General features: G+C 63.0%; 7 protein-coding genes. 5 read left to right on the forward strand and 2 right to left on the reverse strand.

Annotation, left to right across the window (positions count from 1 at the left end; genetic code table 11):
- Nucleotides 1–277: 277 nt before the first annotated feature.
- From putA to selO, 5 genes are all read left to right on the forward strand, one after another.
- The gene (gene putA / locus NPS46_RS12410) at nucleotides 278–4,231 is read left to right on the forward strand and encodes a trifunctional transcriptional regulator/proline dehydrogenase/L-glutamate gamma-semialdehyde dehydrogenase (RefSeq protein WP_274107508.1); all 3,954 of its coding nucleotides are present in this window, start codon (nucleotides 278–280) and stop codon (nucleotides 4,229–4,231) included.
- Between the two features lie 307 nt (nucleotides 4,232–4,538).
- Nucleotides 4,539–6,341, forward strand: coding sequence for an acyl-CoA dehydrogenase (locus tag NPS46_RS12415; protein ID WP_274107510.1), 1,803 nt, complete (start codon nucleotides 4,539–4,541; stop codon nucleotides 6,339–6,341).
- Nucleotides 6,342–6,531: 190 nt separating this feature from the next.
- The gene (locus NPS46_RS12420) at nucleotides 6,532–8,274 is read left to right on the forward strand and encodes a potassium/proton antiporter (protein WP_274107512.1); all 1,743 of its coding nucleotides are present in this window, start codon (nucleotides 6,532–6,534) and stop codon (nucleotides 8,272–8,274) included.
- 34 nt (nucleotides 8,275–8,308) lie between these two features.
- Nucleotides 8,309–11,659 carry a mechanosensitive channel MscK gene (gene mscK, locus NPS46_RS12425; RefSeq protein WP_274107514.1) on the forward strand — a complete coding sequence of 1,117 codons (3,351 nt, stop codon included), beginning with the start codon at nucleotides 8,309–8,311 and terminating at the stop codon, nucleotides 11,657–11,659.
- A 48-nt stretch (nucleotides 11,660–11,707) separates the two neighbouring features.
- Nucleotides 11,708–13,171: a protein adenylyltransferase SelO gene (gene selO, locus NPS46_RS12430; RefSeq protein ID WP_274107516.1), complete on the forward strand. Its 1,464-nt coding sequence runs from the start codon at nucleotides 11,708–11,710 to the stop codon at nucleotides 13,169–13,171.
- Between the two features lie 9 nt (nucleotides 13,172–13,180).
- Here the strand turns inward: selO and NPS46_RS12435 are convergent, their stop codons facing one another.
- The gene (locus NPS46_RS12435; RefSeq protein ID WP_274107518.1) at nucleotides 13,181–13,582 is read right to left on the reverse strand and encodes a helix-turn-helix domain-containing protein; all 402 of its coding nucleotides are present in this window, start codon (nucleotides 13,580–13,582) and stop codon (nucleotides 13,181–13,183) included.
- Nucleotides 13,579–13,875: a type II toxin-antitoxin system HigB family toxin gene (locus tag NPS46_RS12440; RefSeq protein ID WP_274107520.1), complete on the reverse strand. Its 297-nt coding sequence runs from the start codon at nucleotides 13,873–13,875 to the stop codon at nucleotides 13,579–13,581. The genes NPS46_RS12435 and NPS46_RS12440 overlap by 4 nt, the downstream gene beginning before the upstream one ends.
- Between the last annotated feature and the right edge of the window lie 59 nt (nucleotides 13,876–13,934).

The raw sequence follows: 13,934 nt of genomic DNA on the forward strand, positions 1-13,934 counted from the left end.
AAATCAGGTGCAACCAGTTTCTGGCAGATTGAGTTGCACCCAGTCGGATTTATGTACGCATACGTCCTTTTTGCTTCTTTTCGGAGCAAAAACCCTTCAGTAACCAAATAAAACGCACTTATTCCACGAAGATTGGATCCACTTGCTCGCACTTCCTGACGAACAGCCGGATTTTCCGCGAAAAAATGGGTTGCACCCGGTTGCACCTGTTACAACGCGAAGCTAATCTTGCCGCCAGCTGATGCCACGCGGTAGTGGCAACCATGAGGATAAAAATATGGCTACGACCACCCTTGGCGTCAAACTCGACGACCCTACTCGCGAACGCTTGAAGGCCGCCGCTACTTCGATTGACCGCACTCCGCACTGGCTGATCAAGCAAGCCATCTTCAACTATCTGGAAAAACTCGAAAGCGGTGCAACCCTGAGCGAGCTCAGCGGTGCCACCCGCGCCGAGGCCGACGATGCCGGCGAAGTCCAGAGCGACCACGCTCATCAATGCTTCCTCGAGTTCGCCGAGAGCATCCTGCCGCAATCGGTCCTGCGCGCCTCCATCACCGCCGCCTACCGTCGCCCGGAGCAGGAAGTCGTGCCCATGCTGCTGGAGCAGGCGCGCCTGCCGGCCGCCATGGCCGAAGCGACCCACAAGCTGGCCTCGACCATTGCCGAGAAACTGCGCAACCAGAAGAGTGCCGGCGGCCGTGCCGGTATCGTCCAGGGTCTGCTGCAGGAATTCTCCCTGTCGTCCCAGGAAGGCGTGGCGCTGATGTGCCTGGCCGAAGCGCTGCTGCGTATCCCGGACAAAGGCACCCGCGACGCCCTGATCCGCGACAAGATCAGCACCGGTAACTGGCATCCACACCTGGGCAACAGCCCGTCGCTGTTCGTCAACGCTGCGACCTGGGGTCTGCTGCTGACCGGCAAGCTGGTGTCGACCCACAACGAAGCGGGCCTGACCTCCTCCCTGAGCCGCATCATCGGCAAGAGCGGTGAGCCGATGATCCGCAAGGGCGTCGACATGGCCATGCGCCTGATGGGCGAGCAGTTCGTGACCGGCGAAACCATCGCCGAAGCCCTGGCCAACGCCAGCCGCTTTGAAAGCAAAGGCTTCCGCTACTCCTACGACATGCTCGGCGAAGCCGCACTGACCGAACATGACGCGCAGAAATACCTTGCGTCCTACGAGCAGGCCATCCACTCCATCGGCAAGGCTTCCCACGGCCGCGGCATCTACGAAGGCCCGGGCATCTCGATCAAGCTGTCGGCCCTGCACCCGCGCTATAGCCGCGCCCAGTACGAGCGCGTGATGGACGAGCTGTACCCGCGCCTGCTGTCGCTGACCCTGCTGGCCAAGCAATACGATATCGGCCTGAACATCGACGCCGAAGAAGCCGACCGCCTCGAACTGTCCCTGGACCTGCTCGAACGCCTGTGCTTCGAACCACAGTTGACCGGCTGGAACGGCATCGGCTTCGTGATCCAGGCTTACCAGAAACGCTGCCCGTACGTGATCGACTACGTCATCGATCTGGCCCGCCGCAGCCGTCACCGCCTGATGATCCGCCTGGTAAAAGGCGCGTACTGGGACAGCGAAATCAAGCGCGCCCAGGTCGACGGCCTGGAAGGCTATCCGGTCTACACCCGCAAGGTGTACACCGATGTGTCCTACATTGCCTGCGCCCGCAAGCTGCTGTCGGTACCGGAAGTCATCTACCCGCAGTTCGCCACGCACAACGCCCACACCCTGTCGGCCATCTACCATATCGCCGGTCAGAACTACTACCCGGGCCAGTACGAGTTCCAATGCCTGCACGGCATGGGCGAACCGCTGTACGAGCAAGTGGTGGGCAAAGTCGCTGATGGCAAGCTGAACCGCCCGTGCCGCGTCTATGCGCCGGTCGGCACCCACGAAACACTGCTGGCCTACCTGGTCCGTCGCCTGCTGGAAAACGGCGCGAACACCTCGTTCGTCAACCGCATCGCCGACCACACAATCTCGATCCAGGAACTGGTCGCCGACCCGGTCAGCAGCATCGAGCAGATGGCGACCCAGGAAGGCGGTTTCGGCCTGCCGCACCCGCGCATCCCGTTGCCGCGTGACCTGTACGGCAGCGAGCGCGCCAACTCGGCCGGTATCGACATGGCCAACGAACATCGCCTGGCCTCGCTGTCCTGCGCCTTGCTGGCCACGGCCCACAACGACTGGAAAGCCGTACCGACGCTGGGCTGCGAAGCCAGCAACGGCATGGCTGCACCGGTGTTGAATCCGTCCGATCACCGCGACGTGGTCGGCCATGTGCAGGAAGCCAACCTGGACGACGTGAGCAATGCGCTTCAGTGCGCCGTCAATGCCGCGCCGATCTGGCAAGCCACGCCACCGGCAGAGCGCGCCGCGATCCTGGAGCGTGCTGCCGACCTGATGGAAGGCGAGATCCAGCCGCTGATGGGCCTGTTGGTCCGCGAAGCGGGCAAGACCTACCTCAACGCCATCGCCGAAGTGCGTGAAGCCGTCGACTTCCTGCGCTACTACGCGGTGCAGGCACGCAACGACTTCACCAACGACGCCCACCGCCCACTGGGCCCGGTGGTCTGCATCAGCCCGTGGAACTTCCCGCTGGCGATCTTCAGTGGCCAGGTCGCGGCTGCACTGGCGGCCGGTAACCCGGTATTGGCCAAGCCCGCCGAACAGACACCGCTGATTGCTGCCCAGGCCGTACGCCTGCTGCTCGAAGCCGGCATCCCGCAGGGCGTGCTGCAAATGCTCCCGGGCCGTGGCGAAACCGTCGGTGCTGGCCTGGTCGGCGACGATCGCGTCAAGGGCGTGATGTTCACCGGCTCCACCGAGGTGGCGCGTCTGCTGCAACGCAATGTCGCCGGCCGCCTGGATGCCCAGGGCCGTCCGATCCCGCTGATCGCCGAAACCGGTGGCCAGAACGCAATGATCGTCGACTCCTCGGCACTGACCGAACAAGTCGTGATCGACGTCGTGTCTTCGGCCTTCGACAGTGCCGGCCAGCGTTGCTCGGCCCTGCGTGTACTGTGCCTGCAGGAAGACTCTGCCGACCGCGTGATCGAAATGCTCAAGGGCGCCATGGCTGAATGCCGCCTGGGTAACCCGGAGCGCCTGTCCGTGGATATCGGCCCGGTCATCGACGCCGAAGCCAAGGCAGGTATCGAGAAGCACATCCAGGGTATGCGCGAGAAAGGCCGTACGGTCTATCAAGTGGCCATTGCCGACAGCGACGAATGCCAACGCGGCACGTTCATCATGCCGACCCTGATCGAGCTGGAAAGCTTCGACGAACTGCAACGTGAAATCTTCGGCCCAGTCCTGCACGTCGTGCGCTACAGCCGCAAGAACATCGACCAGTTGATCGAGCAGATCAATGCTTCCGGCTACGGCCTGACACTGGGCGTGCACACCCGTATCGACGAGACCATCGCCAAAGTGGTGGACAACGTTCATGCCGGTAACGTCTACGTTAACCGCAACATCGTCGGTGCTGTGGTCGGCGTGCAGCCATTCGGCGGCGAAGGCCTGTCGGGCACCGGCCCGAAAGCCGGCGGCCCGCTGTACCTGTACCGCCTGCTGTCGACCCGCCCAAGCGACGCCATCGAGCAATCCTTTGCCCGCAGCGATGCGCAGAGCGCACCGGATACCCGTCTGCGTGACGCCATGAGCAAGCCGCTGAGCGCCCTGCAAGCCTGGGCCGAAAGCAGCAAGCTGGGGGATCTGAGCGCCCTGTGCACACAGTTCGCGGCCCAATCGCAAAGCGGCATCACCCGCCAACTGGCCGGCCCGACTGGCGAGCGCAACAGCTATGCGATCCTGCCACGCGAACACGTGCTGTGCCTGGCGCAAGTCGAGTCCGACCTGCTGACCCAACTGGCTGCCGTACTGGCTGTCGGCAGCTCCGCGGTCTGGCCGGACAACGCCCAGAGCAAAGCCCTGTACGCTCGCCTGCCGAAAGATGTGCAAGCGCGCATCCAGCTGGTTGCCGACTGGACCAAGGACGAAGCGGTTTTCGACGCTGTACTGCATCACGGCGACAGCGACCAGCTGCAAACCGTGTGCAAGCAGGTCGCCCAGCGTGCTGGCGCGATCATCGGGGTTCACGGCCTGTCCCAGGGCGAGACTTCGATTGCCCTGGAACGCTTGGTGATCGAGCGCGCCTTGAGCGTCAACACGGCCGCAGCGGGCGGTAACGCCAGCCTGATGACCATCGGCTAAGTCACCCTGCAACACCCAGAGGGCGCCCTGACCGGCGCCCTTTTTTATGCCCGATACATTCCCTGCAGCCGTTGCCGCCAGGCGACGTCCAAGGGCGTAGCGCTCGCCAATCAAACGCCAAGGTATGTCCGACACCCCGCTGACAAAGGCTCACGCCAGCTGCAGCACCGGACGCAACCTGTCGCCAGCGGCGACGGGATCGGCCCCGCGCGTCTGTTTGGCCGCTTTATCACGCGGATCAATCTTGCTATCCAGGGTTTATCCACGCTCCTAGACTCGGCCCACTCCCCTCTTCAGGTAGGCCGTCATGTCCGAGATGCTGCTCAGTTCCCGCAATCTGGCTTTCGAGCTGTATGAGGTACTCGATGCCGAAGGCCTGACCCAACGCGAGCGCTTCGCCGAGCACAGCCGGGAAACCTTCGACGCCGCCATCGGCACCGCACGCTCGCTCGCCGAAAAATACTTCGCGCCCCATAACCGCAAGGGCGACGAAAACGAACCGCGCTATGAAAACGGCGAAGCCATTTTGATCCCGGAAGTCAAACCGGCGGTGGAGGCCTTTCTCGACGCTGGCTTTCTCAACGCCGCACGTCGTTTCGAGGCCGGCGGCATGCAATTGCCGACGCTGCTGTCCCAGGCCTGCTTTGCGCATTTCCAGGCCGCCAACGCGGCCTCGGCGTCCTACCCCTTCCTGACCATGGGCGCGGCCAACCTGATCGAGAGCTTTGGCAGCGAGGAACAGCGACAGCGCTTTCTCCAGCCGATGATCGACGGCCGCTTCTTCGGCACCATGGCGCTGACCGAGCCCCATGCCGGCTCGTCGCTGGCTGATATCCGCACCCGCGCCGAGCCGGCGGCGGACGGCACCTATCGCCTCAAGGGCAACAAGATCTTTATCTCCGGCGGCGACCATTCGCTGTCGGAAAACATCGTGCATATGGTCCTGGCCAAGCTGCCCGACGCACCGACCGGGGTGAAAGGCATTTCGCTGTTTATCGTGCCCAAGTTCCTGGTCAACGACGATGGCAGCCTGGGGCCGCGCAACGATGTGCTGCTGGCCGGTCTATTCCACAAGATGGGCTGGCGCGGCACCACCTCGACGGCACTGAACTTCGGTGATAACGGCGCCTGCGTCGGCTACCTGGTCGGCAAGCCGCACCAGGGCCTGAGCTATATGTTCCAGATGATGAACGAGGCTCGGATCGGTGTCGGCATGGGGGCGGTCATGCTCGGCTACGCCGGTTACCTGTACTCCCTCGACTATGCCCGCGAACGCCCGCAAGGCCGCCTGCCAGACAACAAGGACCCAGGCACCGCACCGGCCGCGATCATCCAGCACGCCGACATAAAACGCATGCTGCTGACCCAGAAGGCCTACGTCGAAGGCGCCTTCGACCTTGGCCTGTATGCCGCCCGCCTGTTCGATGACACCACGACCCTGGGCACCGAGGCCGAGCGCAAGCAGGCCCATGAACTGCTCGATCTGCTCACCCCTATCGTCAAGTCCTGGCCTTCGGAGTTCTGCCTGAAGGCCAACGAACTGGCGATCCAGATTCTCGGCGGCCATGGCTACACCCGCGAGTACCCAGTGGAGCAGTACTACCGCGACAATCGCCTGAACCCGATTCACGAAGGCACCCACGGCATCCAGTCCCTCGACCTGCTCGGGCGCAAGCTCGCCCAGAATGGCGGTGCCGGGCTCAAGCAACTGATCCGCCTGATCGCCAACACCGCCGAAGCGGCTCGCGCCCATCCCGGCCTGGATGCCTTGCGCCAGCCCCTGGAGCAGTTAGTGGCGCGCCTGCAAAGCACGACCCTCGGCCTGCTCACCGACCTGGCACAGGGCCAGGTCAGCAGCACCCTGGCCAACTCCGCGCTGTACCTCAAAGTCTTCGGCCATAGCGTGATCGGCTGGCGTTGGCTGGAGCAGGCGGTCCGCGCCGAAACAGGACTGGCACAGGGCAATCCGGCGGACGAGGCCTTCTATCGGGGCAAACTGCAGGCCGCACGCTACTTCCTGACCTGGGAAGTACCCGCCTGTCATCATGACCTGGCCTTGCTCGACGCCCGGGATGACACCTGCCTAACCATGCGCGACGAATACTTCTAACGGCCCTTGCCAACCTCAAGCGGCAAGAAAGATCCCAAACAAGGCTGTCTGCCTTTAGTTGACAGCGGATGCTTGCCGCTGCTGCCCAAAGCTTTTTGACATCGGAGTAATTCAGCAGGTTAGAATCGCTGGCACGCAGACTGCATGTTCGGTTTGCGCCCCGCCTTTATGTTTTTCTGGAGTACTGCCTTTGAATGCGACGACCATCAACAGCCTGTTCTTGATCGGCGCGTTGCTGGTAGGTGCAAGTATTCTTGTCAGTTCTCTTTCCTCACGCCTGGGCATCCCGATTCTGGTGATCATCCTGGCCGTGGGCATGACCGCTGGCGTCGATGGCGGCGGCATCATCTTCGATAACTACCCGACCGCCTACCTGGTGGGCAACCTGGCCCTGGCCGTGATCCTGCTCGACGGCGGCCTGCGCACCCGGGTTTCCAGCTTTCGCGTGGCCCTCTGGCCCGCCTTGTCGCTCGCCACCGTCGGGGTGCTGATCACCACCGGCCTGACTGGCATGATGGCCGCCTGGCTGTTTGACCTGAATCTGATCCAGGGCCTGCTGATCGGAGCCATTGTCGGCTCCACCGACGCCGCGGCGGTGTTCTCGCTGCTCGGCGGCAAGGGCCTTAACGAACGGGTCAGCGCCAGCCTGGAGATCGAATCCGGCAGCAACGATCCCATGGCCGTGTTCCTGACCGTCACCCTGATCGACATGCTCGCCAGCGGCCAGACCGGCCTGCACCTGAGCCTGCTGTGGCACCTGATCCGCGAGTTCGGCATCGGCGGGATCGTCGGCCTAGCCGGCGGCTGGCTGATGCTGCAAATGGTCAACCGGATCAACCTGGCCAACGGCCTTTACCCGATTCTGGTGATCGCCGGCGGCCTGGTCGTGTTCGCCCTGACCAACGCCCTGCACGGCAGCGGCTTCCTGGCGGTCTACCTGTGCGGCCTGGTGATCGGCAATCGCCCGGTGCGCAGCCGCCACGGCATCCTGCATATGCTCGACGGCATGGCCTGGCTGGCGCAGATCGGCATGTTCCTGGTCCTCGGCCTGCTGGTCACACCCCACGACTTGCTACCCATCGCACTGCCGGCCCTGGGCCTGGCCCTGTGGATGATTCTGTTCGCGCGTCCTCTGTCAGTGGTGGTCGGCCTGTTGCCGTTCAAGGCCTTCCATGGGCGCGAGAAGGCGTTTATCTCCTGGGTCGGGCTACGCGGCGCGGTACCGATCATCCTTGCGGTGTTCCCGCTGATGGCGGGACTGCCCCACGCCCAGCTGTATTTCAACCTGGCGTTCTTTATCGTGCTGGTCTCGCTGCTGGTCCAGGGCACCAGCCTGCCGTGGGTCGCCAAACTGCTCAAGGTCACCGTCCCGCCGGAACCCGCGCCGATCTCCCGGGCCGCCCTGGAGGTGCATGTCACCAGTGAGTGGGAACTGTTCGTCTACCGCCTCGGGGCGGAAAAATGGTGCATCGGCGCGGCCCTACGCGAACTGAAGATGCCCGAGGGCACGCGTATCGCGGCGTTGTTCCGCGGCCAGCAACTGCTCCATCCATCGGGTAGCACCACCCTGGAAGTCGATGACCTGCTGTGCGTGATCGGCCATGAACACAACCTGCCCGCCCTGGGCAAACTGTTCAGCCATGCGCCGCAACGCGGCCTGGACCTGCGCTTCTTCGGTGACTTTGTCCTCGAAGGCGACGCTCAGTTGGGCGCGGTGTCGGCGCTATACGGTTTGCAGCTCGACGGCCTGGACCCCGATATGCCGCTCAGCCGCTTTATCGCGCAAAAGGTCGGTGGCGCGCCGATCGTCGGCGACCAGGTGGAGTGGAACAACACGCTGTGGACTGTCGCCGTGATGGACGGGAACAAGATCGCCAAAGTCGGCGTCAGATTCCCCGAAGGAAGTCGCCCAGGCCCCGGCCTCTTCCTCTAAACTGCCCTTCTCTTACCTGGTTCGACCCACCTCTATGTCCATCCTGCGCACGTTCCTTGTCACGGCCCTGCTGGGCCTGAGTCTTTCCATCGGTGCCTTGCAGGCCGCCGAACCGCCCTCCAGTAGCGCGGTCCAGCAGAGCCTGGACAAGATCGGCGACCGCAAGCTGCCCGACGCCGACCAGAAACTCCTGCAAGCGGTACTGGAGCAGACCCTGGCCTTCCTTGCCAGCCGAGACGACTACGACAATCGCCTGGGCGCGCTCAAACAGCAACTCAGCGACGCGCCGCGCCAGACGGGCGAAAACCAGCGTGAACTGGCCCGCCTCAAGGCCAGCCGCGTCATACCGGTCGCCCAGCGCTACGCCAGCCAGACCGTGCCGCAGTTGGAGCAACTGCTCGCCGAACGCAGCACCCTGCAAGGCGAGCTGCAAAAAGCCCTGGCCGATGCCAACAGCCTGACCATCACCGCCCAGACCCGCCCCGAGCGGGCCCAGGCGGAGATCAGCGCCAGCCAGACCCGCATCCAGCAAATCAACGGCATCCTCAAGCTGGGCAAGGACAACGGTAAGCTCCTGACCACTGACCAGCGCAACCAACTCAACGCCGAGCTGGCCTCGCTCAACTCGCTGATCGTGTTGCGCCGCCAGGAACTGGCCGGCAACACCCAATTGCAGGACCTAGGCAATAGCCAGCACGACCTGTTGATGGAAAAAACGGCACGCCTGGAGCAGGAAATCCAGGACCTGCAGACGCTGATCAACCAGAAGCGCCTGGCCCAGTCCCAGGAAACCGTGACCCAGCAATCGCTCGAAGCGCAAAAGGCTGGCGGCAGCAGCCTGCTCGCCACCGAGAGCGCGACCAACCTGCGACTCTCCGACTACCTGCTGCGCAGCACCGACCGCCTCAACGAGCTGACCCAGCAAAACCTCAAGATCAAGCAGCAACTCGACAGCGTAACCCAGAGCGACCAGGCCCTGGACGAACAGATCAGCGTGCTCAAGGGCAGCCTGTTGCTGTCCAAGATCCTCTACAAGCAGAAGCAGTCCCTGCCGCGCCTACAACTGGACAAGGACCTGGCCGACCAGATCGCCGATATCCGCCTGTACCAGTTCGAGGTCAACCAGCAACGCGAACTGCTGAGCAGCCCCGCCAGCTATGTCGAAACCCTGCTGGCCAATCAACCGGCGGAGCAGGTCACGCCTCAGTTGCGCAAGACCCTGCTGGACCTGGCAATCACCCGCAGCGATTTGCTGGAGCGGCTGAACCGCGAACTGAGCGCCCTGCTCAACGAATCGATCACCCTGCAACTGAACCAGAAGCAACTGCAGGGCATCACTCAGAGCCTGCGCGCAACGCTGGAAGAACAGATGTTCTGGATCCCCAGCAACAAGCCACTGGATCTGGAATGGCTGGAAGCCGTGCCGCTGCGCCTGAAGAAGCAGGTCACCACCCTGCCCTGGGCCTCCAGCCTGAGTGAGCTGACCGACGGCCTGTCCCAGCGGCCGCTGCTGTTTCTGCCACTGCTGCTGATGATCGGCGCCCTGCTGTGGAAGCGCCGCTACCTCTACAGCAAGCTGAATCAGGTGCACCAGGATATCGGCCACTTCAAGCGCGACAGTCAGTGGCATACCCCGTTGGCGATCCTGATCAATATCCTGCTGGCGATGCCCGTGGCGCTGGCCCTTGCACTCTGCGGCTATGCACTGCAGATCGACGCCCGCGGGCAGAATGCCAATCTCGGTTCGGCCCTGCTGCAGATGTCCCAGACCTGGCTGGTGTTCTACACCGCCTACCGCATCCTGGCGCCCGGTGGCGTGGCGGAACTGCATTTCCGCTGGGAGAAGCCCCAGGTCGAATTTCTCCGGGGCTGGGTCCGCAGCCTGGGGCTGGTGGTCATGGCACTGGTGGCCGTGGTCACCATTGCCGAGCATCAGCCGGCGGCACTGGCCGACGATATCCTCGGCATCGCCGTGGTGCTGGCCTGCTACGCGCTGATGGCCTGGCTGCTGAGCCGCCTGCTGCTGGGCAGCCCGACCCACCAGAACACCTCACTGTTTCGTCGCGCCGTCGGCCTGGCGTTTACCGTCCTGCCAATCGCCCTGTTCGTGGCCGTGTGCTTTGGCTACTACTACACCGCGCTGAAGCTCAGCGATCGGCTGATCAACACCCTGTACCTGCTGATGTTCTGGCTGGTGATCGAGGCAACCTTCGTTCGCGGCCTAGCCGTGGCGGCGCGCCGACTGGCCTATCAGCGCGCCCTGGCCAAGCGCCAGGCAGCCAAGGAAGCCGGTGAAGGCGAAGTGCCAGTGGAAGAGCCGACCCTGGACATCGAGAAGGTCAACGAGCAATCCCTGCGGCTGATCCGCCTGGCCCTGCTGGGCGGTTTTATCGCGGCACTGTACTGGGTCTGGGCGGACCTGATCACGGTATTCTCGTACCTGGACAACATCACCCTCTACGAATACACCAGCGGCACCGGTGCGGCGAGGAGCATGGTGCCGATCAGCATCGGCGATGTGATCGGCGCGCTGATCATCGTCGGTATCACCTTCGCCCTGGCGCGCAACCTGCCGGGCCTGCTGGAGGTGCTCGTGCTGTCGCGACTCGACCTGGCCCAAGGCAGCGCCTATGCCACCACCACCCTGCTGTCCTATGCGATTGCCGGGATCGGCTTTGTCACCACCCTGTCGACCCTGGGCGTGAGCTGGGACAAATTGCAATGGCTGGTGGCAGCGCTCTCGGTCGGCCTGGGTTTCGGCATGCAGGAGATTTTCGCCAACTTTATCTCCGGGATCATGATCCTGTTCGAGCGCCCGGTACGGATCGGCGACACCATCACCATCGGCAACCTGTCCGGCACCGTGAGCAAGATCCGCATTCGCGCCACGACCATTACCGACTTCGACCGCAAGGACATCATTGTCCCGAACAAGACCTTTATCACCGGACAACTGATCAACTGGTCGCTGACCGACACCATTACCCGGGTGACCCTCAAGCTGGGCGTCGACTACGGCTCCGACCTGGACCTGGTCAAAGAGCTGCTGCTCAAGGCCGCCCGCGACAACCCACGGGTGCTGAAAGACCCCGAGCCCCACGTGTACTTCCTCAACTTCGGTGAAAGCACCTTGGACCACGAGTTGCGCATGCATGTGCGCGACCTGGGCGACCGCAACCCGGTGATCGACGAGGTCAACCGCTTTATCAATCGCGAGTTCAAGAAGCAGCACATCAACATCTCGTTCCGTCAGATGGAGGTCTATCTGAAGAACCTCCATGGCCAGGAATACAAGATGGTGCCCATCGAGCCGGAGGCGAAGACCATCGTGCCCCTGGCCGATGGCAAGCCGGCGGCCGACCAACCGCCGAGCAAGCTCGACTAGCGCGGCTAATCCCAGCAGAATGCTCGGACATTCTGCTGGAGACGGCCGTTGAAAGCCCTCGACGAACTGACCTTCGATAATCGCTTTGCCCGCCTGGGCGATGTGTTTTCCACCCACGTGCTGCCCGAGCCCATCGACGAGCCACGGCTGGTGGTCGCCAGTGACGCGGCCATGGCCCTCCTTGACCTCGACCCGGCAGTGGCGCAAACACCGGTGTTCGCCGAGTTGTTCAGCGGCCACAAGCTCTGGGCCGAGGCCGAGCCCCGGGCGATGGTGTATTCGGGACATCAATTCGGCTCCTACAACCCACGCCTGGGCGATGGCCGCGGGCTGCTGCTGGGCGAGGTCTACAACGAAGCCGGCGAGCACTGGGACCTGCACCTCAAGGGCGCCGGGCAGACACCCTACTCACGCATGGGCGATGGGCGTGCGGTACTGCGCTCCTCGATCCGCGAGTTCCTCGCCTCCGAAGCCCTGCATGCCCTGGGCATACCCAGCAGCCGAGCGCTGTGCGTCATCGGCTCAAGCACTCCGGTCTGGCGTGAAAAGCAGGAGCGCGCCGCCATGGTCCTGCGCCTGGCGCCGAGCCATATCCGCTTCGGTCATTTCGAGTATTTCTACTACACCCAACAACCAGAACAACAGAAACAGCTGGGCGAGCACGTGCTGGCCCTGCACTTCCCCGAGTGCCTGGAGCAACCAGAACCCTACCTGGCGATGTTCCGCGAGGTCGTCGAGCGCAATGCCGCACTGATCGCCAAGTGGCAGGCCTACGGTTTCTGCCATGGCGTGATGAACACCGACAACATGTCGATCCTGGGTATCACCTTCGACTTCGGGCCGTTCGCCTTCCTGGACGATTTCGACGCCCACTTTATCTGCAACCACTCCGACGACCAGGGCCGCTATTCCTTCAGCAACCAGGTGCCCATTGGCCAGTGGAACCTGAGCGCACTGGCTCAGGCCTTGACGCCGTTTATCAGCGTCGACGCCTTGCGAGAGGCCCTCGGCCTGTTCCTGCCGCTGTATCAGGCCCATTACTTGGACCTGATGCGTCGCCGCCTGGGCCTGACCACCGCCGAAGAGGCCGACCAGCAATTGGTGGAAAACCTGCTGCAACTGATGCAGACCAGCGCGATCGACTACACACTGTTTTTCCGCCGACTAGGAGACGAGTCGCCCGAACAGGCCACGGCCCGCTTGCGCGACGAGTTTATCGACCTCAAGGGTTTCGACACCTGGGCCGAGCTTTACCAAGCCCGTGTCGCCCGGGATCCACACGAAGAACAGTCACAGCGCCAGGCGCGGATGCACGGGGTCAACCCGCTTTACATCCTGCGCAACTATCTGGCCCAGCGTGCCATCGAGGCCGCCGAGCAAGGTGATTACGAGGAAGTGCGGCGACTGCACAAAGTGTTGAGCCGCCCGTTCGAGGCTCAGGCGGGCATGGACAGTTATGCCGAGCGCCCTCCGGAGTGGGGCAAACACCTGGAAATCAGTTGCTCGTCCTAGGCCCGAAGGTCAGATAAACACCTCGGGCGACACCTTGAAGCGTTCGGCGAGCCAGCGGATCTGGCGCAGGTTGAGCTGGCGCTTGCCGCCCAACACCTCCGAAACCACCGATTGCGCCCCAACACCCGGCAAGTCGCTCTGGCTCAAGCGATGCTCAAGCATCAGGTAACGCAACACCTCCACACCGCTGGCCTTGGGGATAGGCCGGTGCTCCAGGTCATACGCCTCGACCCAGTCCCCGACAATCTCCAGTAGGCCGCTCAGCGGGTGCTCCTCGTCGTCGCCAACCCGCTCCAGCAACCTGTCCAGGGCTTCGACCAGACGGTCATAGTCCGCTTCGGTCCTGGGCTTGCGCAGCAGCGGCGCGACAAACGGCCAATGTTGCGAAACCTGTTCAAGCAGTTCATTCATGTTGACGCTTCCTTCCATTTTCCCCTGTCGTATGCGCGGTGATCCAACACCTCCCGGATAAAAAGCCGTTGCGTGGTGAAACGCACCAGGGCAATCAATCGCAACTTGTTGCCGCCGATATCGAAGACATGCCATGGCCCCACTTTATCCACCGACGCAAAGGTCGCCTTTAGCGCGGCGTGATCGGCGAACCTGCTCGACTTGACCACGCGATACCAGGTATCCAGCGCCTTAGCCGAATGCGGCCATTTCTCCTTCGCTTCCCCTATTCGTTTTGCCGTGATGATCCGCATGCAATGTCCCTATCGCATATTGCTATGAAGGTTAGCGGGTGGAATCCCGTATCGCAAAT

Origin of the sequence: Pseudomonas putida (assembly GCF_028682395.1) — a bacterium.
Lineage (GTDB): Bacteria > Pseudomonadota > Gammaproteobacteria > Pseudomonadales > Pseudomonadaceae > Aquipseudomonas > Aquipseudomonas putida_AB.

Excerpts from the sequence above, each read along its gene's own strand:
- NPS46_RS12415 (WP_274107510.1), top strand. The coding sequence starts at position 4,539 with ATGTCCGAGATGCTGCTCAGTTCCCGCAATCTGGCTTTCGAGCTGTAT.
- mscK (WP_274107514.1), top strand. The coding sequence starts at position 8,309 with ATGTCCATCCTGCGCACGTTCCTTGTCACGGCCCTGCTGGGCCTGAGT.
- NPS46_RS12435 (WP_274107518.1), bottom strand. The coding sequence starts at position 13,582 with ATGAATGAACTGCTTGAACAGGTTTCGCAACATTGGCCGTTTGTCGCG.
- putA (WP_274107508.1), top strand. The coding sequence starts at position 278 with ATGGCTACGACCACCCTTGGCGTCAAACTCGACGACCCTACTCGCGAA.
- NPS46_RS12440 (WP_274107520.1), bottom strand. The coding sequence starts at position 13,875 with ATGCGGATCATCACGGCAAAACGAATAGGGGAAGCGAAGGAGAAATGG.